Here is a 26,102-nt window from a genome sequence, read left to right as displayed (position 1 = left end):
AGGTCTTTATTGCACATGAATTAAATGCACTTGCATTGAATGCATGTGCATGCGAGTCTCCTCGGCATGACTTCTCCGCTCTCCTCCGGCTCGGCTGCCCCCGCGGGCCTGGCCGGTCCCGCCTCCGCGTCCCCGGAGCGCTGGACCCCGCGCCTGTGGGGCACGCTGCTCGTCCTGTGCGCAGCGATGTTCCTGGACGCGCTCGACGTATCGATGGTCGGCGTCGCCCTGCCCTCCATCGGCTCCGAACTCGACCTGTCCACCTCGTCCCTGCAGTGGGTGGTCAGCGGCTACATCCTGGGCTACGGCGGTCTGCTGCTGCTCGGCGGCCGGGCGGCCGACCTGCTGGGTCGCCGCGAGGTGTTCCTGATCGCCCTCGGCGTCTTCGCCCTGACCTCGCTGTTCGGCGGGCTCGTCGACTCCGGTCCGCTGCTGATCGCGAGCCGCTTCGTGAAGGGCCTCAGCGCGGCCTTCACCGCGCCCGCGGGCCTGTCCATCATCACGACCACGTTCGCCGAGGGCCCGGTCCGCAACCGCGCCCTGTCCATCTACACCACCTGCGCCGCCGCCGGCTTCTCGCTCGGCCTCGTCCTGTCCGGCGTCCTGACCGAGGTGAGCTGGCGGCTCACCATGCTGCTGCCCGCCCCGATCGCCGTGATCGCGCTGCTCGCCGGGCTCAAGCTCATTCCGCGCTCCGCGCGCGAGGAGAAGCGCGGCGGCTACGACGTGCCGGGCGCCGTCACCGGCACGGCCTCGATGCTGCTGCTCGTCTTCACCGTCGTGCAGGCGCCCGAGGTCGGCTGGGCCTCCGCCCGCACCCTGCTCTCCTTCCTCGCGGTGGCCGTGCTGCTCGCCGTGTTCGTCCGCATCGAGCTGCGCACCGCGAGCCCGCTGATCCGTCTCGGCGTGCTCCGCTCGGGCCAGCAGATCCGGGCCCAGCTCGGCGCCGTGACGTTCTTCGGCGGCTATGTGTCGTTCCAGTTCATCGCCACGCAGTACCTCCAGTCGCTGCTCGGCTGGTCGGCCCTGGAGACGGCCCTCGCCTTCCTGCCCGCGGGCGTGATCGTGGCGCTGTCCGCCACCAAGATCGCCGGTGTCGTCGACCGGTTCGGCACCACCCGGGTGATCGTGACGGGCTTCGCGCTGCTCGTGGCGTCGTACGCGCTGTTCCTGCGCATCGACCTGACCCCCACGTACGCCGCCGTCATCCTGCCGTCGATGATCCTGCTCGGCCTCGCCTGCGCCCTGGTCTTCCCCTCGCTCAACATCCAGGCCACCAACGGCGTCGACGACCACGAGCAGGGCATGGTCTCCGGCCTGCTCAACACCTCGATCCAGGTCGGCGGCGCGGTGATCCTCGCGATCACCACCGCGGTCATCACGGCGTCCGACGACAGCACCGCCGAAGGCGCCGCGTCCCCGCAGGCCGTCCTCGACAGCTACCGGCCCGGCCTGGTCCTCGTGACCCTCTTCGCCCTCGCGGGCCTGCTCATCAACCTCACCGGCCTGCGCGCACGCCGCAAGCAGCAGACGGTCGTCGTCACCAAGTCGGTGACCGCGGCGCCGTCCCGGGAGACGGCGGACGAGCGGGTGTCCGTGGGCGACTGAGCCGCACGGACACGGTCGGCCGGTACAGCCCCTGAGAGGTGAGGCGGCCCGGCGTGGATCCCACGCCGGGCCGCCTCACCTCTCACGTCCCAGGGCCGGGGCATGGCCGCGTCCCGGCGACCCGCGCAAACCGTCCGTACTGGTGATGTGCCCTCACACCCCACAGATTTCTTGCCTACCGGGCATTCGGCTGTGAGACTCCCCGTACCGGATCATCTGCGGGGGGAACGGCGGCAACATGGACGAGGCAGTGGGCGGCGGGCGGCGGAGCCAGGCCGAGCGGGACGCCATCACGGTCGAGATCGGGTACGCGCTCGCGAGCGCGACGGCCGTGGCGCTCGCCATCATCGGCGTGGTGGTGGCCGGTCCCGCGATCGCGTTCAGCCTGTCGGAGACCACCGAGCGCACCCTTCTCGGCGTGGGCGGCTCGCTGGCGGCGACCGCGTTCGTGGCGCGGCTCGTCACGGTGCTGTGGCGCTTCACCACGCGCGAGCGGGCGCGGCGGGCGGGACTCGGCGACGGTGGTGTCCCCGGTGACGGCGACACGGGCGGGCGGGGCGGCTCAGCCTAGCCAGCCCGGCCGGACCAGGCCCGACTCGTAGGCGAGTACGACCAGTTGGGCGCGGTCGCGGGCGCCCAGTTTCACCATCGTGCGGCTCACATGCGTCTTCGCGGTGAGCGGGCTCACGACGAGACGGCGGGCGATCTCCTCGTTCGACAGACCGATGCCGACGAGAGCCATCACCTCCCGTTCCCGTTCGGTGAGTTCGCTCAGCGTCTCGGCGGCCGCGGGTTCCTTGGAACGGGCGGCGAACTCCCCGATGAGGCGGCGCGTCACACCGGGCGAGAGCAGCGCGTCCCCGGCGACCACCGCCCGTACCGCACGCAGCAGCTCGTCGGGCTCGGTGTCCTTGACCAGGAAGCCCGAGGCGCCGGAGCGGATCGCCTCGAAGACGTACTCGTCGAGCTCGAACGTGGTGAGCATCACCACCTTCACTCCGTCCAGGTCCGCCTCGCCCGTGACGCGCCGGGTGGCTTCGAGACCGTCGAGCACCGGCATGCGGATGTCCATCAGGACGACGTCCGGCCGCAGTTGCCACACCAGCCGCACCGCCTCCTCGCCGTCCGCCGCCTCACCGGCGACCTCGATGTCCGCCTGCGCGTTCAGCAGTGCCTTGAACCCGGCGCGGACCAGCGACTGGTCGTCGGCGAGCAGTACGCGGATCACTGGTTCTCCTCGGGTGCGGTACGGGTGGGCAGGACCGCCGTGACGCGGAAGCCGCCGTCGGGGCGCGGGCCCGCCTCGATCGTGCCACCGAGGGCGGCGGCGCGCTCCCGCATCCCGGCGAGTCCGTTGCCGCTGCCGCCCGCCTCCGCCCCGGTGGCGGGCCCGTCGTCGTCGACGCGCAGGGTGACCGCGTCGGGAGCACGGTGGACCAGGACAGTGGCCGTCCTGGATTCCGAGTGCCGTACGACGTTCGTCAGGGCCTCCTGGACGATGCGGAACGCGGCCAGGTCGGCGCCGGGCGGCAGGGCGGCGCGGCGGCCCTCGGTCGTGACGGTGACGGTGAGCCCCGTGCTGCGGGCCTGCTCGACGAGTTCGGGGAGGCGGTCGAGCCCCGGGGCGGGGGCGCGCGGGGCGGCGCCGGGGGCGCGGAGGGTGTCGAGGACCTGGCGGACCTCGCCGAGCGCCTCCTTGCTCGCGGCCTTGATGGTGGTGAGGGCGGTGCGGGCCTGTTCGGGGTCGGAGTCGAGCAGGGCGAGGCCGACGCCCGCCTGGACGTTGATGACGGAGATGCTGTGCGCGAGTACGTCGTGCAGCTCCCGCGCCATGCGCAGCCGCTCCTCGTCGGCCCGCCGCTGGGCCGCGACCTCCCGCTCGGCGCGCTCCTTGGCCCACTGTTCGCGGCGGGTGCGGGCCAGTTCGGAGACGGCGGCGATCGCCACGACCCAGACGGCGATGACGACCTCCCCGCCCCAGGAGCTGGCGCCGTCGCCGCTCGGGGGGAGATGGGCGTACAGCCAGTGCGCCACCAGCAGGTGCCCGGCCCACAGCATGCCGACGGCGCCCCACGCGGCGTACCGGTGCCCGGCGACGACCGCCGCGAAGCAGCCGACGGCGACGGTGATGAGGACGGGGCCGTAGGGGTATCCGGCGCCGAGGTACACCATCGCCGTCCCGGCGGTGAAGTACGCCACGAGGACCGGGTGGCGGTGCCGCATCAGGAGCGCGGCCGTGCCCGCGAGGAGCAGCGCCCGCGCAAAGCCGTCGGGCGTCGCGCGGTCGGACTGGCCGTGCGCGGCGAAGGTGGTGCCGACCTGCACGAAGAGGGTGAGCAGCGCGGTGGTCAGCCAGGGGAGGCGGCGCGCGGCGGCGTCCCCGAACCGCATCCAGGGCGGGCCCTGGCGCCACCACGGCGGGCCTTCTCGCCAGGCTCGCGGGCCCCCTCGCCAGGTCGGCGCTCCCGGGCGTGACGGCGGCGGCCCGCCCGCCGTCCGGGGCGGGCCGCCGCCGTCACGCTCATGCTGCTGTTCCATGCCCGTCACGCTAGACCGCGGCATCGGCGGAGGGCGTCCGCCGGGCGTGGCGATCAGGGGTACTCCCTATGGAGTACGAGGTGCGGCGCGGAGGCGAGCGATCTGGCCCCGCCACCGGGCCGGACCGCCGGACTCCCGGGCCGGTCGGGCTACCAGGCCGGTCGGCCTACCGGTTCAAGCGGCTGAGCGCCCGCCCCGCCAGCGGATGCGTCCGTACCAGCTCCGCCAGCGTCATCGAGCCGCGGGTGATCTTCGCGAACGCGTTCCACGCCGGGCGGAAACCCGTGAGGGCCGTGTGCAGCAGGCCGGGGCGGCGTTCGAAGACGTTGAGCATGCTGCGGCCGACGCTCGTCTCGACGCCGAGGCCCGCCTTGATGGCGAACGCGTAGTTGAGGGCCTGGCGGCGGGCGTCCACCGCGTCGCCCGCCTCGGCGATCCGCACGGCCCACTCCCCCGCGAGCCGCCCGGAGCGCAGCGCGAACGAGATGCCCTCGCGGGTCCACGGCTCCAGGAGGCCCGCCGCGTCGCCGCACACCAGGACGCGCCCGCGGGACAGCGGCGAGTCGTCGCTGCGGCAGCGCGTGAGGTGGCCGGAGGACAGGCTCGGCTCGAAGCCCGCGAGGCCGAGGCGGGCGATGAAGTCCTCCAAGTACCGCTTGGTGGCGGCGCCTTCGCCGCGCGCGGAGATCACGCCGACGGTGAGCGTGTCGCCCTTGGGGAACACCCAGCCGTAGCTGCCGGGCATGGGTCCCCAGTCGATGAGGACGCGGCCGGCCCAGTCCTCCGCGACGGTCTCGGGCACCGGGATCTCCGCCTCCAGGCCGAGGTCGACCTGGTCGAGCTTCACGCCGACGTGCGCCCCTATGCGGCTGGCGCTGCCGTCGGCGCCGACGACGGCGCGGGCCAGGACGGTCTCGCCGCCCTGCAGGACGACGGCGACGGTGCGCCGGTCGGGCACCTCGGGTCCGTGCTGGTCGACACGGCTCACCGTCGCGCCCGTGCGCAGCTCGGCGCCGGCCTTCTGGGCGTGCTCGACGAGCTGCTGGTCGAACTCCGGGCGGTTGATGAGCCCGAACAGCATGTTCCGGGAGCGGCGGGTGCGGGCGAACTTGCCGTCCAGGGAGAACGTCACCGCGTGCACGCGATCCTTGAAGGGCAGCTCGAACCCCGGCGGCAACGCGTCGCGCGAGGGGCCGATGATGCCACCGCCGCACGTCTTGTACCGCGGCAGTTCGGCTTTCTCGAGGATCAGTACGCTGCGTCCGGCGACGGCTGCCGCGTACGCCGCCGAGGCGCCCGCAGGCCCGGCGCCGACCACGACGACGTCCCAGACCTGCCGCGCGTCGTCCGCTGAGTTCTCGCTGCTCACGTTGGTGTTCCGCTCCCGATCCCGCTCTTGGCCGCGCTCTCTTGAGGCATCCTACGGCGCGCACTTCCGCGAACCTCCTGTGGGAGGATCACGTACACCCCGCACAACGTCGCACCCACGAGGAGCGTGCCCATGTCGCCGCATCCGATCGCCGAGACCATCGCCACTCTCATGCCGAGGGCGAAGGCGGAACTCACCGAACTGGTGGCGTTCAAGTCGGTGGCGGACTTCGAGCAGTATCCGCGGAGCGAGAGCGAGGCCGCCGCGAACTGGGTGGCCGACGCGCTGCGCACCGAGGGCTTCCAGGACGTCGCGCTGCTCGACACCCCGGACGGCACCCAGTCGGTGTACGGCTACCTGCCCGGCCCCGAAGGCGCCCCGACGGTCCTGCTGTACGCGCACTACGACGTGCAGCCGCCGCTCGACGAGGCGGGCTGGGCCACGCCCCCGTTCGAGCTGACGGAGCGCGACGGCCGCTGGTTCGGGCGCGGCAGCGCCGACTGCAAGGGCGGCATCGTCATGCACCTGCTCGCGCTGCGCGCCCTCAAGGCGAACGGCGGCGTCCCGGTGCACGTCAAGGTCATCGCGGAGGGCTCGGAGGAGCAGGGCACGGGCGGCCTGGAGCGGTACGCCGAGGAGCACCCGGAGCTGCTGCGCGCGGACACGATCGTCGTCGGCGACGCGGGCAACTTCCGCGTCGGGCTGCCGACGGTCACCGCGACGCTGCGCGGCATGACCCTCGTACGCGTCCAGATCGACACCCTGGAAGGCAACCTGCACTCCGGCCAGTTCGGCGGCGCGGCACCGGACGCGCTCGGCGCGCTGGTGCGGGTCCTCGACTCGCTGCGCGCCGAGGACGGCTCGACGACGGTCGACGGCCTGGACGGCGGCGGCGTGTGGGAGGGCCTGCAGTACGGCGAGGCGGACTTCCGCAGGGACGCCAAGGTCCTCGACGGCGTCGGCCTCATCGGCGACGGCTCGGTCGCCGACCGCGTCTGGGCCCGCCCGGCCGTCACGGTCCTCGGCATCGACTGCCCGCCGGTGGTCGGTGCGACGCCGTCCGTGCAGGCGTCCGCGCGGGCGCTGATCAGCCTGCGGGTGCCGCCGGGCGTGGACGCCGCCGAGGCGACGAAGCTGCTCCGCGCCCACCTGGAGTCCCGTACGCCGTGGGGCGCCCGGGTGGCCACCGAGCAGATCGGCCAGGGCCAGGCGTTCCGCGCGGACACCACGAGCCCCGCCTACGAGGCGATGGCCGCGGCCCTCAGCGAGGCCTACGACGGCGAGAAGATGCAGTCCGCCGGCATGGGCGGCTCCATCCCCCTGTGCAACACGCTGGCCGCTCTCTACCCCGAGGCGGAGATCCTGCTGATCGGCCTGAACGAGCCCGAGGCGCAGATCCACGCGGTCAACGAGAGCGTGTCCCCGCAGGAGCTGGAGCGGATGTCGGTCGCGGAGGCACTGTTCCTCCAGCGGTACGCGACGAGCTGACGCGACGGCAGCGGGAGGGGGCCGGGGCGACCCGGCCCCTTTCCCCGGCCTCGCACCAGGAATTCCTCGGCGCCCAGCGGGCGTTGGCGCGAACACGGTCTTGATCGTGTTCGCGTTCGCGTTTCTGGAGGGGTTCGATGACCGTTCTGGTCACCACGCCGAACGGTGCGGTGGGGCGCCATGCGGCGGAGGCGCTGCGCGACCGCAGTGACGTCCGGTTCCTCGTACGGTGCGAGGCCGGCGCACGGGCGCTGGGCACGGTGCGCGGTGCGGTCGTACGCGGTGACGCCACCGTCGCGGCGGACGTCCGGCGCGCGGTCGCGGGCGTGGACCGGCTGTATCTGGCGCACCCCTTCGCGGTGGACCAGGTGGCGGCCGAGACCGGGCTCGCGCTCGCGGCGCTCGACGCGGGGGTGCGCCGTATCGTCAAGCTCGGCGCCCGGCCGTTCACGGGCGCGGGGATCGTGCCGGACGCCGTCACCGGCGCCCATGACGTGGTCACCGAGCGGCTGCGCGCGGCCGGGGTGCCCGAGCTGACGGTCCTGCGGCCCGACCGCTTCCTGCAGAAACTTCCTGCCGTCGGCCGACGCGATCGCCAGCGGCACCTTCGCCGATCCGGCCGGGCCCGCCGGAGCCCGCGGCTATGCCGACGTGCGCGACATCGCGGACGTCGCCGTCGCCGAGCTCCTGCCGGAGCGGCCGGTGGGCGGCGACATCGACCTCAGCGGCCCCGAGTCCCTGACCCTGCCGGACCTGGCCGACCGCTTCGGCGCGGCGCTCGGCAGGCCCGTCGTGTACGTCGACGTGCCGCTCGACGACGCCTGGCGCACGGGCCTCACCGACGGCGGGGTGCCGCCCGGGGTCGTGGACGGACTGCGCGACCTGTACGCGAACTACCGTGCCGAGGGCGTGGTGGGGCTCGGCGACGGCGTGCGGCACGTGCTCGGCCGCGCGCCGCGCTCGGCGGCGGACTTCGCGGCGGATGTCCTTGTGCCCGCGGTGTCCGGGGCCTGACCGGACGGTCCGGCCCCGGCTCACAGCAGCCCTCGGTCCCGGGCGTACAGCGCCGCCTGGGCGCGTCCGCGCATCCGAGGCGGGTGAGGATGCGGGAGATGTGGTTCTTGACGGTGCCCTCGCTGACGTAGAGGCGGGCGGCGATCTCGCGGTTGGTCGCTCCGGCCGCGACCAGCCGGAGGATCTCGACCTCTCGGGCGGTGGGTTCGGGCGCGCCCTGCGGGGGTGGACGCGCGGGCGGGGCCGGGGGTGGCGGGGGTGCGGCTGCCAGGCGGCGGGCGACAGCTGGAGAACGTGCCGTGGCTGTACGACGGCGGCCTCGACTGGGAGGGCGTCCTGCTGACCCTCAGGTCACCCAACCTCCTGGCGACGCTGCCGCCCGCGCTGCGCGCCCACCCGCGGCTGCGCGCGGGCGAGCCCGGCGCGCGCGAGGCGCTGGCCGCCGCGGGCCATCCGCCGGAGTCCGAGCCGCTGTGGGACACCCACTACCGCACCCAGTGGGACACCTTCCAGCGTCTCATCCGCGAGGAGGTGGACCCCGGCTACGACGGCGCCACCGAGGCCGGGACGCCGTTCTGCCGCGAGGGCACGGGCAAGGGCCGCGACACCGACTACGCCTACGCGGCGCGCCCGCGCGCGGTGCACGACACCGTGGCCCGCCTGTCCCCGACCGGCCGCGTCCGGCGCCCCCTCATCACCCTGCACGGCACGCTCGACGCCCTCGTCCCCATCGGCCCGGGCTCCGACCGGTACGCGCGGCTCGTGGACCGGGCGCACCGCGGCGACCGGCACCGCTACTACCGCGTCACCGGCGGCAACCACACGGACGGCCTGTAAGGCGCGCACCCGCGCCTCGTACGGCCCATGCTGCCCTGCGTACGGGACGCCTTCGACGCGCTGACGGCGTGGACCGAGGACGGCACGGCCCCGCCGCGCAGCCGCACGGTGCCGCGCCCGGACGGCGACCCGGTGCACTCCTGCACGCTCTGACCGGCCGGGACCGGGGTGCGGCGCACGGCCCGGAGCGGTGCTCTGCCCAGGGCAGAGCGCGTACGCCCACCGGGATCGCCGGCTCAGCCGCCGACCGGCTCCCCCGCCTCCAGGTACAGCGTCGCGCCCCGCTCCCGCGCCCGCAGCGCCCAGCGCAGGCGAGCGTAGCGCACGGGCGGCAGCAGCCGGGCGGCCTCGTCCTCGGTGACGAAACGCCAGTCGCGCAGTTCCGGTCCCGGCAGCAGCAGCCGTCGCGCGTCGGCGCTGTCGAGGCGGCCGCCGTCGAAGAGGAAGCGCATGCCGCCGTAGCCGGGCGGCGTGGGCGGCTCCCAGTCGGCGACGAGGAGGCGGGGCGTCCCGGCGAGCCGGATGCCGGTCTCCTCCGCGACCTCGCGCACCCCGGCCCGCGCGGGCGCCTCGCCCGGCTCCACCACGCCGCCGGGGAACTCCCAGCCCGCCTTGTACGTCGGATCCACCAGGAGCACCCGGTCCTGCTCGTCGAAGAGCAGCACCCCGGCGGCGAGGGTCTCGGCGGTGGGCTCGGGCGTCTGCACGATGTCGCAGACGGCGGCGGCGCCGGTGCGGACGGCCTCGGCGATGTGCGCGGCCGTCTCGGTCGGCGTCAGGGCGCCGTTGTCGACGTGGTGGGCGTCCGCGCCGAGCCAGGCGGAGAGCGCGGCGAAGTAGGGCTCGATGTGGTCGAACGACCACTGGCGGACGCGCAGTTCGCCGTCGGGTACGTCCGGGGGGACCTCGCGGTCGGCGATGCGCGCACGCAGGATCGTTTCGTCCGGAGCGAGCAGAACATGGCGCACGGCTATGCGCCGGGCGGCGAGGCCACCGAATATCTCATCGCGGTACTCCTGGCGCAGCAGTGTCATCGGCACCACCAGTACGCCGCCGACCTCGGCGAGCAGCCCGGCCGCCGCGTCGACCACCAGGCGCCGCCAGATCGGCAGGTCCTGGAAGTCGCTCACCTCGGCGAGGTGCTTGGCCGGCAGCAGATGCGGCAGCGCGCCGCCGATGACCTCAGGGTCGAAGAGTGTGCTGTTCGGGATCAGCTCGATCAGTTCCCGTGCGGCGCTGGTCTTCCCCGCACCGAACGCGCCGTTGATCCAGACGATCACGGTTCCCCCTCTTCTGTTGGACCCCAGTGGCTTGCCCGCAACACACTGCCACGGAAACCAGCGCCTGATGAGGGTGGCCGTTCTCGTATGAACAGCCAAGGCGCTCTGTCAAGGGCCTTTTGGTAACTTCCCCCCATCGGGTGGCAGTGCTCTCCCGCGAATCGTTCCCGCACTCCGCGTCGCAGCCCTGCCCGATACCGTGATCCGCCAGGCACCCTGGCCCCTGGTGACCTCCTCGTTCCGGTTGCTTCACGGCAGCCGCCCCCGGCCGTGCGCACTGGCCGGGGCTCGCCCTGGGGGGATTAGTGCATCAGGACAAGCTGAGCGAATTCACGTGCGAGAACCCGGAGTTACCGCCCCGGGTGTACGAGGTCGGCAACGCCACCGTGGTGGAGTTGTACGGCGACATGGACCTCGTGGGGTTCCAGCGCACGCTCCCCCACCTCGACACGGTGACGGCGGGCCCCGCCCGGCTCGTCGTGGTCGACTTGACGCGTGCCACGTTCCTCGACTGCTCCGGTCTTTCCCTGCTCATGCGGGCCCACCGCCGCCTCGCCGCCCGAGGCGCGGCGCTGCGGGTGGTGTGCTCGGACCCCATGACCCTGCGCGTCATGGGCATCACCGGTCTCAAGGCGACGCTGTCCCCGGTCTCCTCGGTACGGGAGGCGCTGGCGCCACCCCGGCTCGATCCTTGACCGGCGACGGGCGCAGGCTCCGGACCCTGCGCCCCGGGCCCGGCGTGGTCGCGTCGCTACCGCGAACCGCTGGCCGGAATCGCGAGCCCCGCAGCGGTGTGAAAGGGTGGGAAAGCGCCGAAATCAGCACACTCGGCGCCATCCCCCCTCGGAGAGGAGCGCGGCCATGTCCTCGAAGCGACGCCGCAAGAAGAAGGCCCGCCGCAAGCACGCGGCCAACCACGGCAAGCGGCCGCAGTCCTGACGGCAGGCCGCCAGCGCCTTGCACCACCGGCCCGGTGCGACGGGTACCACCCCCGCCGCGCCGGGCTCAGCCCTTGCTCGACCCCAGCGTCAGCCCGGCGATGAAGTGCCGTTGCAGCAGCAGGAAGACGAGGATCGTCGGCAGGGCCACCAGGATCGATCCCGCCGCCAGCAGGTTGTAGTCCGTGAAGAACTGGCCGCGCAGGTTGTTCAGCGACGACGTGATCGGGAGCTTGTCGGGGTTCGAGATGAAGATCAGGGCCCACAGGAAGTCGTTGTAGATCCAGGTGAACTCCAGCGTGGCGAGGGCCGCGATCGCCGGGCGGCACAGCGGCAGCGTGATGCGCCAGAACTGGGTCCACACCCCGGCCCCGTCGACGATCGCCGCCTCCAGGATCTCCTTGGGCAGCGTGCGCATGAAATTGGACAGGACGAAGACGCAGAAGCCCACCTGGAAGCCGATGTTGACGATGATGACGGCCCAGTACGAGTCGTAGAGGGTCATCGAGTCGGACATCCACCAGGGCAGGTCGATCTTCAGGAACAGCACGTACAGCGGTGTGACCAGGACCTGCGGCGGCAGCAGGTTGCCCGCGGTGAAGAACATCAGCAGGAAGAGGCTGCCGCGAATGTTGACGCGGGCGACGGCGAACGCGACGAACGCGGCCAGGAAGAGCGTGATGATCACCGCGGGGACGGCGATGATCAGCGTATTCATGAAGTACTTGCCCATACCGGATTCGGTGTAGGCCTCGCGGTAGTAGTCGAAGGACAGCTTCTTCGGGAACGAGAAGTAGCCGTGCTGGGCCGTCTCCTCGTACGGGCGGAGGCTGGCGTAGACGGCGAGCAGCAGCGGTGCCAGGAACAACAGGGACACCGCGGACAGGAAGATGTGGACGCCGAAGCGGCCGCGGCGCGGCGGCCGTCCGGGGCCGGACGCACGGGCGGGCGGGGCGGGTTCGACGCTGCGGGCCGTGGCCCGGATGTCCGCTGTCATTTCTCGCGCGCTCCTCTCAGCTCCTGGACCAGGAACGTCACGATGAATCCCAGGGACACGACGAGCAGGACGGCCGCGATGGCCGAGCCGAATCCGATGCGGCTGGCTTCGCCGATGATGTTGTCGGTGATGAGCACCGAGAGCAGTTCGAGGCCGTTGCGGCCCTTGTTCACGGCGTACACGATGTCGAAGGCGCGCAGGGCCTCGATGACCGTGATGACGCCGACGATGACGTTGACGGGCCGCAGCGTCGGCAGGGTCACCCGGAAGAAGGTCTGGCGTTCGTTCGCGCCGTCGATGGCCGCCGCCTCCTTGAGGGCGGGGTCGACGGACTTCAGCCCGGCCAGGTAGAGGATCATGACGTAGCCGACGTGCCGCCAGCTCGCCGCCAGCATCATCATCCACAGGTTGATGCTGGAGTCGCCGAGCCAGTCGACCGGGTCGTTCCGGTCGTCCAGGATCGTGTTGACGACGCCCTGGTCGGTGCCGAGGAGGAGCTGCGCCATGAAGCCGACAACGGCCAGGGACAGCACGACGGGCATGTAGAGGACGGACTGGTAGAAGCGGCTGAAGCGGACGCCGCGGTCGATGAGGACGGCGAGGAAGAGCCCGAACGGCGTCGCGACCAGGCCGAGGAAGCCGATCCACAGCAGGTTGTGGCGCACGGCGGGCCAGAACGCGGGATAGTCCTGGACCAGGTTCTCGTAGTTGTCGCCGCCCACCCAATGGATGTCGCCGATGCCGTCCCAGGAGGTGAAGGAAAGCCCGACGGAGGCCAGGGCCGGGCCCCAGACGATGACGATGTCAAGGAGCACGGGGATGCCAAGGAGCACGCCGAGCACGGCGATGTCACGGCGCGTGAAGCGCCGCGCCGTCGCCCGCCGACCGGCGCGCCGCGCGGTTTTCTGCGGCACGGAGTGCGGTCCTCTCGAATCAGCTCACGAATCAACTCACGGTTCAACTCACAGCTCGGCCCGCGGAGCAGCGCACGGATCAGCTCACGACGTCGAGAAGATGTCCTTCTTCTGGCGTTCGATCCTGTTGACGAGTCCGTCGACGTCCTTCGGGTCGTCGATGAAGTCCTGGAGCGCCTTGATCATCACGGTCTGAGCGAAATCGGGACGGGTGTCCCGGTCGAGGAACTGTGAGATCTGCTTGGCCTTGGAGACGAGTTCGGCGGACTTCTTCTGCAGCGGGCTGTATTTCGCGGTGTCGGCGCCCTCGTTGACCGCGATGTTGTTCGGATCGCCCTTGAGATAGACGTCCTCGGCGCGCGCGGTGCCGAGCCAGCCGAGCAGGTCCTTGGCGCCTTCCACGTTCCGGGACTTCTTGGCGACGAGGAATCCGTCGATGGGAGCTTCCACCGCGTCCTGGCCGAACTCCGGGTCGATCTCCGGGAAGGCGAAGAAGTCGATGTCGTCGCGCTCGTTCACCGGGAACTGGCTGCCGGGGTGCGGCATGCCGAAGACGGCCATGCCGGTCCTGCGCTGCTGCAGGCCCTGCCCCGCCTCCTCCCAGGTCCGGCCGAGCGCGCCCTTCTGGTAGTACGGCATGAGCTCGCGCCACAGGTCGAAGACCTTCTTCACCTTCTGGTCGGTCCACGCCTCCTCGCCCGCCATCAGGCTCTTGTGGAAGTCGTATCCGTTGAGCCGCATGTTGATGTAGTCGAAGGTGCCCATGGCGGGCCAGCCGTCCTTGTCGCAGAAGGCGACCGGGGTGCCGTCCTTGCGCATCTGCTTGGCCAGGGCGATGAACTGGTCCCAGTTCTTGGCCTGTTCGTACCCCTTCTTCTCGAAGAGGCTCTTCCGGTGGAATACCGCCCACGGATAGTAGTAGTACGGCACGAAGTACTGCTTGCCCTCGTGGGTCGACTGGTCCCGCAGCGCGGGCGAGAACCCCTTGAAGTCCTTCCAGACATCACTGATGTCGATGAGCAGGCCCTTTTCGGCGAAGTACTGCATGCGGTAGCCGGCGAACCACATGAAGACGTTGTCCGGTGAACCCTGGAGATAGCGCGTGATGTTCTGCTGGAATTCGTTGTGCTCTGTGGTGTTGACCTTGACCTTCTTGTCGCTCTGCTTCTCGTACGCGGCGAAGGCGGCGGCGAACGCCTTCTTCGGCACGGCGTCCGAGGCGTTGGAGCCGACCGTCACCTCGTTCTTGTTGCCGCCGGGTCCGTCGCCGCAGGCGGTGAGCAGCGCGGGAAGCGTGACCGCCCCGGCGCCCACGGCCGCACCACGCAGGAGATTCCGCCGGGACATCGGATGTCCGGCCCCACCGCGCGGGAGTGGCGGACCGGTGAACGATGACTGCGTCATGTCCCCTCCTCGGGGTGCAACCGAACACAACCGAACGCGAGGATTGGATCTCACTCCCACGAGCCAACGCCGTCAAGGGTTTTGACGTCGGCTGCCCGAACCGTTACCGCTCCTCTTCCAACACAGTTCAACACGCTCTACCGTAAGCGCGCACGAGTGACACGTACACGAAGACATCCCATCTTCCGCGAGTACGGAGGAACGTCACGATGCGTCACCTTTCCAGCCGCACCATCCGCCGAAGAGTGGTCGGGTCGCTCGCCGCGGCGCTGCTCTGCGCGGCCGGGCTCGCGGCGCCCGCCGTCGCCCGCGACAGCCGAGGCACGGACACCGCCCGGTCCCCCGGAGCGGACGGCGCCCCGGCCCGGGGAGGCGAGGACCCCCGGCTGCCGGGCGGCCTCGCGCTCACCCCGCCGATGGGCTTCAACAACTGGAACGCCACGCACTGCCGCGCCGACTTCGACGAGTCCATGGTCAAGGGGATCGCCGACATCTTCGTCGCGAAGGGCCTCAAGGACGCGGGGTACGAGTACGTCAACCTCGACGACTGCTGGGCGCTGCCGCAGCGCGACGCCGACGGCAAGCTGGTGCCCGACCCCAAGCGCTTCCCCGGCGGCATCAAGGCGGTCGCCGACTACGTCCACTCCAAGGGGCTCAAGCTCGGCATCTACACCAGCGCGGGCACCAAGACCTGCAACTCCGCGGGCTTCCCCGGCGCGCTCGGCCACGAGCGCAGCGACGCCCAGCAGTTCGCCGACTGGGGCGTCGACTACCTCAAGTACGACAACTGCAACAACCAGGGCGTGGATGCCAAGCAGCGCTACATCGCCATGCGCGACGCGCTGACGGCGGCGTCGGAGACGACGGGCCGCCCGATCGTCTACAGCATCTGCGAATGGGGCGAGAACAAGCCCTGGGAGTGGGCCGCCGACGTCGGTCACCTGTGGCGCACCACGGGCGACATCAGCGACAACTGGGGCTCGATGCTGTCCATCATGAAGCAGAACCTGCCCCTCGCGCAGCACGCCGGGCCCGGTCGCTGGAACGACCCCGACATGCTGGAGGTCGGCAACGGCGGCATGACGGCCACCGAGTACCGGTCGCACTTCTCCATGTGGTCGATCATGGCCGCGCCGCTGCTCATCGGCTCCGACCTGCGCAAGGTCAGCCCCGAGACCTTCGAGATCCTCGGGAACAAGGAAGTCATCGCCGTCGACCAGGACCCGCTGGGCAAACAGGGCAAGGTCATCTCGACGGAGGGCGGGCGCTGGGTCGTCGCCAAGGAGATGAAGGACGGCAGCCGGGCCATCGCGCTGTTCAACGAGACCGGCAGCATGAAGACCATCTCCACGACCGCGAAGGCGGTGGGCCTGCCCGCCGCCGACGGCTACTCCCTGCGCGACCTGTGGAAGCACGAGAGCTACAACGTCGCGGGCACCATCTCCGCGACCGTGCCCGCACACGGCACGGTCCTGGTGCGGGTCGCGGCCGACGGCCAGTGGCAGCACAAGCCGCCGGTCGTCGACGTCGGCTCCGCCGCCGACCCGCTGGTGGAGGCGGGCCAGGCCGAGAAGCTCGTCACCAAGGTCACCAACCGCGGCAGCACGGACGCGCGCGACGCCCGCGTCTCCCTCACCGGCCCTTCCGGCTGGCGCGTCAAGGCGACCTCCCCGACCCGTGCGTCCACCCTGCGCACGGGCGAGATCCTCGGTACGTCCTGGCAGGTGACGGCGCCACGTGACGCCGAGCCCGGCGCGTACACCCTCGACCTGAAGGCGAGCCACCGCGCCCCCGGCGGCGGCCGCGTCCAGCTCGAACTGCCCCTGACCGCACGGGTCGTGGTGCCCCCGCCCGCGGGCGACTCCGCGCTCAGTGGCCTGCCCCGGCTCTCCGCCACCAACGGCTGGGGCCCCGTCGAGAAGGACACCAGCAACGGCGAGAGCGCCGCGGGCGACGGCAAACCGCTCACCATCGGCGGCAAGGTGTACGCCAAGGGACTCGGTGTACACGCGGAGAGCGGCGTCGAGTACTACGCGGGCGGAGCCTGCGAGAAGCTCACCGCCCACGTCGGCGTCGACGACGAGAAGCCGGACAAGGGCACCGTCGCCTTCCAGGTGTGGGCCGACGGCAGGCTCGCCGCGTCCACCGGCGTCCTCACCACCGCCGATCCCGCGCAGCCGATCTCGGCCGACGTGCGTGGCGCCGAGGTGATCCGCCTCGTCGTCACGGACGGCGGCGACGGCATCGACTCGGACCACGCGGACTGGGCGGAGCCGGTGCTGGGCTGCTGAGTTCGCGGGCGAGGGTGGGGCCCGGCCGTGTCACAGGCCGGGCTTCACCACCGCGCGCGGCACGGCACGCACGGACAGCGGCTGGTTCAGCGGTTGACGGCGGGGCGCAGCCGTCCCACCGTCGCGTCGGGAAAGGCCCGCAGCGCCGCCGCGGCCGCGCCCACCAGGCCCGCGTCCGTGCCCATCAGGGCGGGGGCCACGGTCAGGCCGCCGACGAACGACAGCGTGGCGTACTCCCGCAGGGCGCGGCGCAGGGGTGCGAACAGCAGGTCGCCCGCCATGGCCACGCCGCCGCCGATCACCGCGATGTCGATCTCGACGAGCGTGGCGGTGGCGGCGATGCCGGCCGCGAGGGCCTGTGCGGCGCGCTCGAAGGAGGCGACGGCGACCGGGTCGCCCGCGCGGGCCGCACGGGCGACGGCGGCCGCGGAGGTATCGCCGTCGGGTCCGGGGAGCCAGCCGTTCGCGAGCGCGCGGCGGGCGATGTTCGGGCCGCTGGCGATCCGCTCGACGCAGCCGCGCCCGCCGCACGGGCACGGGTCGCCGTCGAGGTCCACGCTGATGTGACCGATGTGGCCCGCGTTGCCAGTGGGGCCGGGGTGCAGTTGACCGCCCAGGATCAGCCCGCCGCCGACGCCGGTGGACACCACCATGCACAGCGCGTTGTCGTGGCCGCGGGCCGCGCCCTGCCAGTGCTCGGCGGCCGTCATCGCCACGCCGTCGCCCACCAGCTCGACGGGCCGCCCTTCGGCGGCGGCACGCACCCGCTCGACCAGGGGATAGCCGCGCCAGCCGGGCACGTTGACCGGGCTGACCGTGCCCGCGGTGGCGTCGACCGGACCCGCGCTGCCGATGCCGACCGCGCGCACGAGGCCCCACGGCTCACCGGCCGTCAGGTCGGCGAGCACCTCTTCGACCGCGCGCATCACGGTGTCGCCGTCCTCGCGCGCGGGCGTCGGCCGCTGGGAACGCAGCAGGATCCGGCCCTGGCCGTCCACGAGGGCTCCGGCGATCTTGGTGCCGCCGATGTCGAGTGCGGCGACGAGGTCCGTGGGCATCAGTGTCAGATCTCCTGGTGAAAGGGCAGGCCGGAGAGTGCGGTGCATAGTCTCTCGTGCATCTGACAACGTTGTCCAGGTCCTATGCTCGACACCACATGCCGCGCACACGCAGTTCGAGGGCGGGTGCGGGCTCCGACGCGGATCCGGACGCCGGCGATCCGGGCTCGGGTGCGGTACGCCTCGGTGCGGCGGTTCCCCCCTCTGCCGACCCCGGTGGGCCAGGACGCACGGTCCCCGATACATAGTGGACGTCACGCGGGCCCGTACGCAGGTGAAGTACAGATGTGCATGAACAAACACGACAAGCGACGACAAGCAACGACAGGCGTGAAGTACAGGCGTGGAAGTACAGAGGTGGAAATCTGAACTTCCCCACGTGAAGCACCGACGTTACGCAGACTGAGATCCGCACCCAGTGGACGACAGACAGGACAGCGCACCGTGGCAGAGACCGCCCGCACCACCGTCTCCCGCCTCCGTACGGACGGGAGCACTTCGGACGGCACCGCGGACTCCAAGAGCCGTTACGGCAACCGGCCGACCATGAAGGACGTCGCCGCGCGTGCGGGCGTGGGCCTGAAGACGGTGTCGCGCGTCGTGAACGGCGAGCCCGGTGTCACGCCCGACACCGAACGCCGCGTCCAGGAGGCCATCGAGGCGCTGGGTTTCCGGCGCAACGACAGCGCGCGGGTGCTGCGCAAGGGCCGCACGGCGAGCATCGGCCTCGTCCTTGAGGACCTGGCCGACCCGTTCTACGGGCCGCTCAGCCGGGCCGTGGAGGAGGTCGCCCGCGCGCACGGGGCGCTGCTCATCAACGGCTCCAGCGCCGAGGATCCCGACCGCGAGCAGGAGTTGGTGCTCGCGCTGTGCGCGCGCCGGGTGGACGGGCTCGTGGTCATCCCTGCGGGCGACGACCACCGCTATCTGGAGCCGGAGATCGCTGCCGGCGTCGCCACGGTGTTCGTCGACCGGCCGCCGGGGCGGATCGACGCCGACGTGGTGCTGTCCGACAGCTTCGGGGGCGCCCGCGACGGCGTCGCGCACCTGGTCGCCCACGGTCACCGCCGGATCGGCTTCATCGGTGACCAGCCGCGGATCCACACCGCGATAGAGCGGCTGCGCGGCTACCGCGCGGCGATGGCCGAGGCGGACATCGACGTCGACGAGTCCTGGGTGTCCCTCGGCCCCACCGACCCCGAGCGGGTCCGGCACGCGGCCGAGTCGATGCTGTCGGGCCCCTCCCCCGTCACCGCCGTCTTCGCGGGCAACAACCGCGTGACGGTCACGGTCATCCGTGTCCTCGCGGCCCTCCCCCGCCCCGTGGCCCTCGTCGGCTTCGACGACATCGAGCTGGCCGACCTGTTGAGCCCCGGCGTGACGGTGGTCGCCCAGGACGCGGCCCAGCTCGGGCGCACGGCGGCGGAGCGGCTGTTCCGCCAGCTCGACGGCGCCTCGGACGCGCCGGAGCGGATCGAGCTGCCGACGCGGTTGATCACGCGGGGGTCGGGGGAGCTGCGGCCCGCCGATTGAAGGGGGGCGCGCGGCGGGGGTGGTCGAGTCGCGCGCCGGTACGTCCGGTTCCGCGCCGGGCGGCCAGGCGTGGGGATCGCTCGTGACGGCCTTCCCCTCCATGTCCGGCACGGGCGGCAGGGTTACAGGCTGCCGGACAGGCCCTAGCGGGGCGTGGGCAGCGTGACCTCCCAGGTGTCCGCGGCGTAGTGCAGGGCGAGGCCGTGGGCGGTGTACAGGTCCAGGGCGCCGGTGGCGTTCTCCGTGTCGACGCCGAGGCCGATGGTGTCGCGTCCCCGGGCCGCGTACACGGCGAAGGCGTGCCGCAGCAGATGGCCCGCGATGCCCCGGCCGCGGGCGGGTGCGCGGACGCCGAGGTTGCGGATCCAGGCCATGGCCGCGCGGTCGTCGCGGGTCAGGACGACGGCCACATCGCCGGCCCCGGCGAGGGCGGCGATCCAGACGAGCGACCAGTCCATGCCCGCGCCCAGGTCGTCCAGCCACTGCTGGTGGCCGCGCGCCTGGTGGTCGTGGTGGCCGGCGAAGGTCTCCTCGACGAGGGCGTGGGCGCGCCGCCGGTCGGCCTCGGTCTCGCAGGTACGCAGGGTCAGGCCGGGCGGTGGGATCGGGGCGGGGTCGGCCGCGCGGGAGAGCGGGCGGGTCAGGACGTGGTAGCGGCGGACGGCGCCCCAGCCGCGCCGGGTGAGCGTCGCCGGGTCGAGCGCGGGGCGGCTGTTGAGCGTGAGGTGGACGACCGCACGCGGCGCGCCGTTCTCGGCGGCGCGTTCGGCGGCGCGGGTCTCGATCGCGGCGAGCACGCGCTCGCCCGCGTCCTGGTGGTCGGGCAGGACGTAGTGGTCGGCGTCGATGCGGTCGGCGCCGGAGTCGTCCCAGAGGAGTCCGTACGCGACCAGCCGGCCCTGGTGGAAGGCCAGCCAGGAGTTGCGGGCGAGGTCGGCCTCGGGGTGGATCAGGTCGGTCTCGACGGTGCCCAGGTCGGTTTCCGGGTGCCCGACCTCCACCATGTCGATGGCGTTGAGCAGTCGGCAGATCTCCGCCGCGTCCCCGGGGGTCGCGGCCCGTACGGTCGGCTCAGCGCTGCGGATCCGCTCTTCCGTGGGCGTCAACTCGTCCATCCGGCAAGGGTCCGGGCCGCGGCACGGGCGACGCAACCGGATTGTGCCCGGTGTGCCCGGTGTGCTTGGGACGCCCTCGGCGGCGGAGCCGTCCGGGGGTCAGCAGGTCGGCAGGCCCGGGAGCGGCTTGTCGTTGTCGCCGCCCCGGATGTACACGTCGCTCACGAACACGTTCCTGTTGCCGCTGTCGTCGTCCGTCTTCGCCCACCAGACGTTGGTCCACTGGCCGTGCGTCTCGCGGCGGCCGAGGTTCTGCTGGCAGTAGAAGTAGTTGGTGCCCGCGTTGAGCACGCCCGCCTCGGCGCCGGCCGCCGTGTACGACTTCGCGGTCTGCCACACCGAGCAGTCGTACTTGCCGCCGCCCGCGGGGTGGCACGCGGGCTCCTCGTCGTCGCCTCCGGAGGAACCGCCGGACGTGCCGCTCTTGGGCGGCTTGGTCGACTCCTTGGGGCGTGCGTCGGGCTTGTCGCCGGAGTCGGACCCGGAGTCGTCCGACGAGTCGTCGCGCTGCTTGCCGTCCTTGCCGTCGCCGTCGTCCGTGCCCGCCTTGTCCGGGCGGTCGGCGTCCTTGGAGGCCTGCGGCTTCTTGTCGCCCCGCTTCGAGGGCTTCTTGCCGTCCGGGTCCAGGGCGCCCCGGCTCCCGTCCGATTCCGGCTCGGCGGTGCTTCCGGCCTCCTGCGCGTCCCGTGCGTCCTGCGCCTGGTCCTTCTTGCCGTCCCCGCCGGACAGCACCGCCACGGTCACGCCGGTCGCCGCGAGGACGACCGCCACGGCCGCGGCGGCGAGCAGGGCCTTGCCCTTGCGGGGTCGGCCCGCCCGCGCGGCACGTCGGCCGGAGGGCTCGGGAGCGGGCGTGGGTATGGATCCGGCGGGCGCCGCACCGGGCGCGCCGTGGCCCGCGGGCCCGGCGGGCGCCCCCGGCGCACCGTGCCCCGCGGGCACGCCAGCCGCCCCGGGCGGCGGCCCGAACCCGGGCGGCGGCGTGGTCGGCACATGGCGCACCGTGGGTTCGCGTTCCCCGCCCCCGACGCTCTGGGACGACGACTCCGCGTACCCAGGAGGCGTGGTGGACCCGAGGGGGCCGGTGGCCCCCACAGCCCCGGCGGCCCCGGCAGCGCCCACAACCCCACCGACCGCCCCCGCACCCGGCGCCCCCGCCGAAATCGACTCCCCCGCCCCCACCTGCTCCAGCAGCCGCTGCGCCCCCTCGGCGTCCGGACGCGCCTGCGGGTCCTTGTCCATGAGCAGCCGCAGCACCGGCATGAGCGTCCCCGCGCGCAGTGGTACGGGCAGGGGCTCGACGACGATCGCGGTGAGCGTGGACCACGTGGACGTGCGGCGGAACGGCGAGGCGCCCTCGACGGCCGCGTACAGCGTGGCGCCGAGCGCCCAGACGTCGGAGGCGGGTCCGGGCTCCTGGCCCTGGGCCCGCTCGGGCGCCAAGTAGTCCAGGGAGCCGACGAGTTCGCCGCTGCGGGTGAGGTGGGTGGCGGAGCCGTCGCCGGGGTCCTCCATGGTGGCGATGCCGAAGTCGGTGAGGACGACGCGGCCGCCGGTGCCGAGGAGGATGTTGCCGGGCTTCACGTCGCGGTGCAGGACACCGGCCTGGTGGGCGGCGGCGAGCGCGGCCATGACCTTGGCGCCGATGGTCGCGGCCTCGCGCGGGTCGAGCGTGCCCCGGTCGCGCAGGACGTCGTCCAGGGACGGGCCGTCGACCAGCTCCATGACGATCAGCGGCCGCCCGTCGACCTCCGTGACGTCGTGCACGGCGACGACTCCGGGGTGGCGCACGCGGGCCGCCGCGCGGGCCTCGCGCTGCATCCGAAGGCGCAGGTCGGCCAGTTCGGGCCCGGCGGTGTCGGTGTAGGTGCGCAGTTCCTTGACCGCGACCTCGCGGTGCAGCACCTCGTCGAGGGCGCGCCACACGACGCCCATGCCGCCGCGCCCGAGCTGCGCGAGGACGCGATACCGCCCGGCGAGGAGGCGGCCGATCCCGTCCGTGTGTTCCTGTTCCCCCGAAGACACCGCTGCCCCGTCCCTGTGATCCCTGCGCCGCACTCGTGCTGATGCGCTGTGTGGCGTACAGAGTACGGGGCAGAAGTGACAGCCGGTGCGGAACGTCTCGCGATGCCTGCGGGACGCCCGCGCCGCCTCACTTCGCCGACGGCGTCAGATCCCCCCGGCGCGGCCCCGCGTACACCTGGAGCCCCGCGAGCGTCAGGCCGGTGAGCCGGGTGACCTCGGCGGTGTCGAGCGCCCCGCAGTCCAGGCCGCGCAGCAGGTACCCGGCGAGCGCCTTGGCGGTGGCGGGCTCGTCCGCGATGTCGCCGCCGGTGTGGTTGGCGTAGGCGGCGAGGCGGGCGGCGGCCTGCGCGAAGCCCTCGCGGTAGAAGGCGAAGACGGCGGCGTACCGCGTGGGGATGTGGCCGGGGTGCATGTCCCAGCCCTGGTAGTAGGCGCGGGCGAGGGCGCGCCGGGTGAGGCCGTAGTGCAGCCGCCAGGCGTCGTGGACCTTCGCCGTGGGGCCGACGGGCAGCACGTTCGTGGAGCCGTCGGACACGCGCACGCCGGTGCCCGCGGCGGCGACCTGCATGACGGCCTTGGCGTGGTCGGCGGCCGGGTGGTCGCTGGCCTGGTAGGCGGCGGAGACGCCGAGGCAGGCGCTGTAGTCGAAGGTGCCGTAGTGCAGGCCGGTGGCGCGGCCCTCGGCGGCGTCGATCATGCGGGCGACGGCGGCGGTGCCGTCGGCGCCGAGGATGGACTGGCTGGTCTCGATCTGGATCTCGAAGCCGATCCGGCCGGGGGCGAGGCCGCGGGCCTTCTCGAACTCCTCCAGGAGCCGCACCATCGCGGTGACCTGCTCGGGGTAGGTCACCTTGGGCAGGGTCAGGACGAGCCCGTCGGGCAGCCCGCCCGCCTCCATGAGGCCGGACAGGAAGATGTCGAGGGTGCGGATGCCCCGGTCGCGTACCGCCGCTTCCATGCACTTCATGCGGATGCCCATGTACGGAGCGGCGGTGCCGCCGGCGTACGCCTCGGCGATCAGGCGGGCCGCGCGGGCGGCGTGGGTGTCCTCGTCGGCGTCGGTGCGCCCGCCGTAGCCGTCTTCGAAGTCGACGCGCAGGTCCTCGACGGGCTCGCGCTCCAGCTTGGCGCGCACGCGCGCGTAGACGGGCTCCGCGAGCTCGTCGGCGAGGCCGAGTACGGCGGCGAAGGACGCGGCGTCGGGGGCGTGCTCGTCGAGGGCGGCGAGCGCGCGGTCGCCCCAGTCGCGGATGGTGTGGGCGGCGAAGGCCTCGCCGGGTACGTACACGGTGTGCACGGGCTGGCGGGTGCCGGGGTCTCCCGGGTAGCGGCGTTCGAGCTCCGCGTCGATCGGCGCGAGCGAGGCGCTGATGCCTTCGCTGACGGCGCCCGCGAGGCTCGTGGACACCTTCTCCTGCTGACCCATCCGTGCACCCTCCACTGTTCAGTGACCCACACCGGTTCTCAGTGACTCACACCCACGGCGGCCCGGACCCACGAGCCGCCGCCGACATTTCCGTCTGACGGAATCAATAATCCGTATGTTGAAGTTATCCGTGCACCTTCCCGCTGGTCAACACCTTCTCGTGTGGTGGTCCCCGCGTGTTCACGCGTGTCTCAGATGGTGCTTCCACACTCCCGTGGGCGCACCCCACGCTGACCGTGGCCCGACCGCGACACCCGCACCGACCACGACCGACTGAAGGAGAACGCGTGCCGACCGACACCCGAGTGACCCGCCGCTCCGGCCTGCGGACGGCGGCCGCGGCGGCCGCCGTCACGGTCCCGCTGCTCGCCACCGCCCTGGCCGCCGCGCCCGCCCGCGCGGTGGAGCGCCCGGGCCGCCGCCTGGAGGTGATGTCGTTCAACCTGCGCTACGCGGGCACCAACCCGCCGAACACCTGGGCCGACCGCCGCCCCGTCATGCGGGAACTGCTGCGGCGCGCCCGCCCGCACGTCGTGGGCACCCAGGAAGGGCTCTACCAGCAGGTCCAGGACATCGCGCGGGACCTGGGGCCGCACTACGCGTGGCTCGGCACGGGCCGCGCGGGCGGCAGCCGCGACGAGTTCATGACGGTCTTCTACGACACCCGCAGGCTGCTGCCCGTCGGCTACGACCACTTCTGGCTCTCGGACACCCCGGACGTGATCGGCTCCAACACCTGGGGCGGCGGCTCGATCCGCATGGTGACCTGGGTCCGCTTCCTGGACCGGCGCACCGACGGCGAGCTGTACGTCCTCAACACCCATCTGGACAACGCCAGCCAGTACGCCCGCACCCGCGCCGCGCACCTGATCGCCGACCGCGTCACGGCCCTCGACCGGTCGCTGCCCCTGATCGTCACCGGCGACTTCAACGTCGCGGCCCACAAGAACCCGGTGTACGACACGCTGCTGAACGCCGGGCTCGTCGACACCTGGGACGCGGCGGACGAGCGCAGCAAGCAGTACGCGACGTTCCACGGCTACAAGCCGCTCGTGCCGGACGGCGACCGCATCGACTGGATCCTGGTGAAGCCGGGCACCCGGGTGCACGCGGCGGCCATCAACACGTTCTCGGTCGGCGGGCAGTTCCCGAGCGACCACCTGCCGGTGCAGGCGAGCCTCACGCTGTGACGCGCGAGGCCCCCGGCTCCGCGCGCGGCGGATTCGGGGGCCCCGAGAGGTCGCGGGGCGCCGGGAGGGCCGACGACCCGGCGCTCCCCACGACCCGACGGGCTCAGCCCTTGCGGGACTTGACCTCGTCGGTGAGCTGCGGGACGACCTCGAAGAGGTCGCCCACCACGCCGTAGTCGACCAGGTCGAAGATCGGGGCCTCGGCGTCCTTGTTGATGGCCACGATGGTCTTCGAGGTCTGCATGCCGGCGCGGTGCTGGATCGCGCCGGAGATGCCGGAGGCGATGTACAGCTGCGGCGACACGGACTTGCCGGTCTGGCCGACCTGGTTGGAGTGCGGGTACCAACCGGCGTCGACGGCGGCGCGGGACGCGCCGACGGCGGCACCGAGCGAGTCGGCGAGCGCCTCGATGATCGCGAAGTTCTCGGCGCCGTTGACCCCGCGGCCACCCGAGACGACGATCGCGGCCTCGGTCAGCTCGGGGCGGCCCGTGGACTCGCGCGGGGTGCGCGCGGTGACCTTGGTGCCGGTGGCCTGGGCGGAGAAGGACACGGTCAGGGCCTCGACCGCGCCCGCGGCCGGGGCGGCCTCGACCGGCGCCGAGTTGGGCTTCACGGTGATGACCGGGGTGCCCTTGGAGATGCGGGACTTGGTGGTGAACGCGGCCGCGAACACGGACTGCGTGGCCACCGGACCCTCGTCGCCGGCCTCCAGGTCGATGGCGTCGGTGATGATGCCGGACTCGATGCGGACCGCGAGGCGGGCCGCGATCTCCTTGCCCTCGGCGGAGGACGGCACCAGGACGGCGGCCGGGGACACGGCGTCGTAGGCGGCCTGGAGCGCGTCCACCTTCGGCACCACGAGGTAGTCGGTGAACTCGGGGGCGTCGGCGGTGAGGACCTTCACCGCGCCGTGCTCGGCGAGCGTGGCGGCGGTGGCCTCGGCGCCGGAGCCGAGCGCGACGGCGACGGGCTCGCCGATGCGGCGGGCCAGCGTGAGCAGCTCCAGGGTGGGCTTGCGGACGGCGCCGTCGACGTGGTCGACATAGACGAGAACTTCAGCCATGGGACTTCAAT

23 protein-coding genes and 1 pseudogene are annotated in these 26,102 nt (G+C 72.5%); 12 read left to right on the top strand and 12 right to left on the bottom strand.

Annotated elements, in window-relative coordinates:
* Window positions 1–66: 66 nt before the first annotated feature.
* Complete coding sequence (locus IE274_RS08605; RefSeq protein ID WP_190115019.1) at window positions 67–1,608, top strand: MFS transporter; 1,542 nt, start codon at window positions 67–69, stop codon at window positions 1,606–1,608.
* Between the two features lie 238 nt (window positions 1,609–1,846).
* Complete coding sequence (locus IE274_RS08600) at window positions 1,847–2,179, top strand: DUF6332 family protein (RefSeq protein WP_229909379.1); 333 nt, start codon at window positions 1,847–1,849, stop codon at window positions 2,177–2,179.
* On the opposite strand, the gene IE274_RS08595 is transcribed toward IE274_RS08600, so the two are convergent.
* The 3 genes from IE274_RS08595 to IE274_RS08585 form a co-directional block, all read right to left on the bottom strand.
* A complete protein-coding gene (locus IE274_RS08595; RefSeq protein ID WP_190115018.1) occupies window positions 2,171–2,836 on the bottom strand; it encodes a response regulator in 666 nt (221 codons plus the stop codon). The two genes, IE274_RS08600 and IE274_RS08595, sit on opposite strands and share 9 nt — an antisense overlap.
* Window positions 2,833–4,146 carry a sensor histidine kinase gene (locus IE274_RS08590; protein ID WP_190115017.1) on the bottom strand — a complete coding sequence of 438 codons (1,314 nt, stop codon included), beginning with the start codon at window positions 4,144–4,146 and terminating at the stop codon, window positions 2,833–2,835. The genes IE274_RS08595 and IE274_RS08590 overlap by 4 nt, the downstream gene beginning before the upstream one ends.
* Window positions 4,147–4,312: 166 nt before the next feature.
* Entirely contained in the window at window positions 4,313–5,515 is a 1,203-nt protein-coding gene (locus tag IE274_RS08585; protein ID WP_190115016.1) for a geranylgeranyl reductase family protein, read from the bottom strand.
* Between the two features lie 132 nt (window positions 5,516–5,647).
* Here IE274_RS08585 and IE274_RS08580 point away from each other — a divergent pair, with 132 nt between their 5' ends.
* The 5 genes and pseudogenes from IE274_RS08580 to IE274_RS40010 all read left to right on the top strand — a co-directional run bounded on the left by IE274_RS08580 (window position 5,648) and on the right by IE274_RS40010 (window position 9,007).
* Window positions 5,648–7,003 (top strand): dipeptidase, encoded by a 1,356-nt coding sequence (locus IE274_RS08580; protein ID WP_190115015.1) that lies wholly within the window; start codon window positions 5,648–5,650, stop codon window positions 7,001–7,003.
* Between the two features lie 137 nt (window positions 7,004–7,140).
* Window positions 7,141–7,383 (top strand): annotated as a pseudogene (locus tag IE274_RS39340) (NAD(P)H-binding protein); the annotation flags it as partial.
* A 271-nt stretch (window positions 7,384–7,654) separates the two neighbouring features.
* Entirely contained in the window at window positions 7,655–8,017 is a 363-nt protein-coding gene (locus IE274_RS39335) for a Rossmann-fold NAD(P)-binding domain-containing protein (protein ID WP_229909440.1), read from the top strand.
* Between the two features lie 258 nt (window positions 8,018–8,275).
* Entirely contained in the window at window positions 8,276–8,854 is a 579-nt protein-coding gene (locus IE274_RS08565; RefSeq protein ID WP_190115014.1) for a hypothetical protein, read from the top strand.
* A 27-nt stretch (window positions 8,855–8,881) separates the two neighbouring features.
* The gene (locus IE274_RS40010; RefSeq protein WP_268255560.1) at window positions 8,882–9,007 is read left to right on the top strand and encodes a hypothetical protein; all 126 of its coding nucleotides are present in this window, start codon (window positions 8,882–8,884) and stop codon (window positions 9,005–9,007) included.
* An 83-nt stretch (window positions 9,008–9,090) separates the two neighbouring features.
* Here IE274_RS40010 and IE274_RS08560 read toward each other — a convergent pair whose 3' ends face one another.
* Window positions 9,091–10,134 carry an NUDIX hydrolase gene (locus IE274_RS08560; protein WP_190115013.1) on the bottom strand — a complete coding sequence of 348 codons (1,044 nt, stop codon included), beginning with the start codon at window positions 10,132–10,134 and terminating at the stop codon, window positions 9,091–9,093.
* A 305-nt stretch (window positions 10,135–10,439) separates the two neighbouring features.
* On the opposite strand from IE274_RS08560, the gene IE274_RS08555 reads away from it, so the two are divergent.
* Together IE274_RS08555 and IE274_RS40590 are read left to right on the top strand one after the other, a co-directional pair.
* Entirely contained in the window at window positions 10,440–10,829 is a 390-nt protein-coding gene (locus tag IE274_RS08555) for an STAS domain-containing protein (RefSeq protein WP_190115012.1), read from the top strand.
* A 166-nt stretch (window positions 10,830–10,995) separates the two neighbouring features.
* Window positions 10,996–11,073 carry a 50S ribosomal protein bL37 gene (locus IE274_RS40590; RefSeq protein ID WP_375256634.1) on the top strand — a complete coding sequence of 26 codons (78 nt, stop codon included), beginning with the start codon at window positions 10,996–10,998 and terminating at the stop codon, window positions 11,071–11,073.
* Window positions 11,074–11,139: 66 nt separating this feature from the next.
* On the opposite strand, the gene IE274_RS08550 is transcribed toward IE274_RS40590, so the two are convergent.
* The 3 genes from IE274_RS08550 to IE274_RS08540 form a co-directional block, all read right to left on the bottom strand.
* A complete protein-coding gene (locus tag IE274_RS08550; RefSeq protein WP_190115011.1) occupies window positions 11,140–12,069 on the bottom strand; it encodes a carbohydrate ABC transporter permease in 930 nt (309 codons plus the stop codon).
* Complete coding sequence (locus IE274_RS08545) at window positions 12,066–12,983, bottom strand: carbohydrate ABC transporter permease (protein ID WP_190115010.1); 918 nt, start codon at window positions 12,981–12,983, stop codon at window positions 12,066–12,068. The genes IE274_RS08550 and IE274_RS08545 overlap by 4 nt, the downstream gene beginning before the upstream one ends.
* 84 nt (window positions 12,984–13,067) lie before the next feature.
* Window positions 13,068–14,330, bottom strand: a complete 1,263-nt coding sequence (locus tag IE274_RS08540) for an ABC transporter substrate-binding protein (protein WP_190115347.1) — start codon at window positions 14,328–14,330, stop codon at window positions 13,068–13,070.
* 266 nt (window positions 14,331–14,596) lie between these two features.
* Between IE274_RS08540 and IE274_RS08535 the strand changes: the two genes are divergently transcribed.
* Window positions 14,597–16,678 (top strand): NPCBM/NEW2 domain-containing protein, encoded by a 2,082-nt coding sequence (locus IE274_RS08535; protein WP_190115009.1) that lies wholly within the window; start codon window positions 14,597–14,599, stop codon window positions 16,676–16,678.
* Window positions 16,679–16,764: 86 nt separating this feature from the next.
* On the opposite strand, the gene IE274_RS08530 is transcribed toward IE274_RS08535, so the two are convergent.
* Window positions 16,765–17,736: an ROK family protein gene (locus IE274_RS08530; RefSeq protein ID WP_190115008.1), complete on the bottom strand. Its 972-nt coding sequence runs from the start codon at window positions 17,734–17,736 to the stop codon at window positions 16,765–16,767.
* Window positions 17,737–18,282: 546 nt separating this feature from the next.
* Between IE274_RS08530 and IE274_RS08525 the strand changes: the two genes are divergently transcribed.
* Window positions 18,283–19,269: a LacI family DNA-binding transcriptional regulator gene (locus IE274_RS08525; protein WP_229909429.1), complete on the top strand. Its 987-nt coding sequence runs from the start codon at window positions 18,283–18,285 to the stop codon at window positions 19,267–19,269.
* Between the two features lie 143 nt (window positions 19,270–19,412).
* On the opposite strand, the gene IE274_RS08520 is transcribed toward IE274_RS08525, so the two are convergent.
* From IE274_RS08520 to IE274_RS08510, 3 genes are all read right to left on the bottom strand, one after another.
* Window positions 19,413–20,384 (bottom strand): GNAT family N-acetyltransferase, encoded by a 972-nt coding sequence (locus IE274_RS08520; protein WP_190115006.1) that lies wholly within the window; start codon window positions 20,382–20,384, stop codon window positions 19,413–19,415.
* Between the two features lie 99 nt (window positions 20,385–20,483).
* Window positions 20,484–22,409: a serine/threonine-protein kinase gene (locus IE274_RS08515; protein WP_190115005.1), complete on the bottom strand. Its 1,926-nt coding sequence runs from the start codon at window positions 22,407–22,409 to the stop codon at window positions 20,484–20,486.
* 127 nt (window positions 22,410–22,536) lie between these two features.
* Entirely contained in the window at window positions 22,537–23,835 is a 1,299-nt protein-coding gene (locus tag IE274_RS08510; RefSeq protein WP_190115004.1) for a DUF6986 family protein, read from the bottom strand.
* A gap of 287 nt (window positions 23,836–24,122) precedes the next feature.
* On the opposite strand from IE274_RS08510, the gene IE274_RS08505 reads away from it, so the two are divergent.
* Entirely contained in the window at window positions 24,123–25,025 is a 903-nt protein-coding gene (locus IE274_RS08505; protein ID WP_190115003.1) for an endonuclease/exonuclease/phosphatase family protein, read from the top strand.
* Between the two features lie 103 nt (window positions 25,026–25,128).
* On the opposite strand, the gene IE274_RS08500 is transcribed toward IE274_RS08505, so the two are convergent.
* Window positions 25,129–26,091, bottom strand: coding sequence for an electron transfer flavoprotein subunit alpha/FixB family protein (locus IE274_RS08500; protein ID WP_190115002.1), 963 nt, complete (start codon window positions 26,089–26,091; stop codon window positions 25,129–25,131).
* Window positions 26,092–26,102: the final 11 nt, after the last annotated feature.

Source organism: Streptomyces flavofungini, from assembly GCF_014650815.1.
Classification (GTDB): Bacteria; Actinomycetota; Actinomycetes; order Streptomycetales; family Streptomycetaceae; genus Streptomyces; species Streptomyces flavofungini.
This window is presented reverse-complemented; position numbering and strand designations above follow the sequence as displayed.

Coding starts and splice junctions, on each gene's coding strand:
- IE274_RS08605 (WP_190115019.1), top strand. CDS start 67: ATGACTTCTCCGCTCTCCTCCGGCTCGGCTGCCCCCGCGGGCCTGGCC.
- IE274_RS08600 (WP_229909379.1), top strand. CDS start 1,847: ATGGACGAGGCAGTGGGCGGCGGGCGGCGGAGCCAGGCCGAGCGGGAC.
- IE274_RS08590 (WP_190115017.1), bottom strand. CDS start 4,146: ATGGAACAGCAGCATGAGCGTGACGGCGGCGGCCCGCCCCGGACGGCG.
- IE274_RS08580 (WP_190115015.1), top strand. CDS start 5,648: ATGTCGCCGCATCCGATCGCCGAGACCATCGCCACTCTCATGCCGAGG.
- IE274_RS40010 (WP_268255560.1), top strand. CDS start 8,882: ATGCTGCCCTGCGTACGGGACGCCTTCGACGCGCTGACGGCGTGGACC.
- IE274_RS40590 (WP_375256634.1), top strand. CDS start 10,996: ATGTCCTCGAAGCGACGCCGCAAGAAGAAGGCCCGCCGCAAGCACGCG.
- IE274_RS08550 (WP_190115011.1), bottom strand. CDS start 12,069: ATGACAGCGGACATCCGGGCCACGGCCCGCAGCGTCGAACCCGCCCCG.
- IE274_RS08540 (WP_190115347.1), bottom strand. CDS start 14,330: ATGTCCCGGCGGAATCTCCTGCGTGGTGCGGCCGTGGGCGCCGGGGCG.
- IE274_RS08535 (WP_190115009.1), top strand. CDS start 14,597: ATGCGTCACCTTTCCAGCCGCACCATCCGCCGAAGAGTGGTCGGGTCG.
- IE274_RS08530 (WP_190115008.1), bottom strand. CDS start 17,736: ATGCCCACGGACCTCGTCGCCGCACTCGACATCGGCGGCACCAAGATC.
- IE274_RS08525 (WP_229909429.1), top strand. CDS start 18,283: ATGAAGGACGTCGCCGCGCGTGCGGGCGTGGGCCTGAAGACGGTGTCG.
- IE274_RS08520 (WP_190115006.1), bottom strand. CDS start 20,384: ATGGACGAGTTGACGCCCACGGAAGAGCGGATCCGCAGCGCTGAGCCG.
- IE274_RS08510 (WP_190115004.1), bottom strand. CDS start 23,835: ATGGGTCAGCAGGAGAAGGTGTCCACGAGCCTCGCGGGCGCCGTCAGC.
- IE274_RS08500 (WP_190115002.1), bottom strand. CDS start 26,091: ATGGCTGAAGTTCTCGTCTATGTCGACCACGTCGACGGCGCCGTCCGC.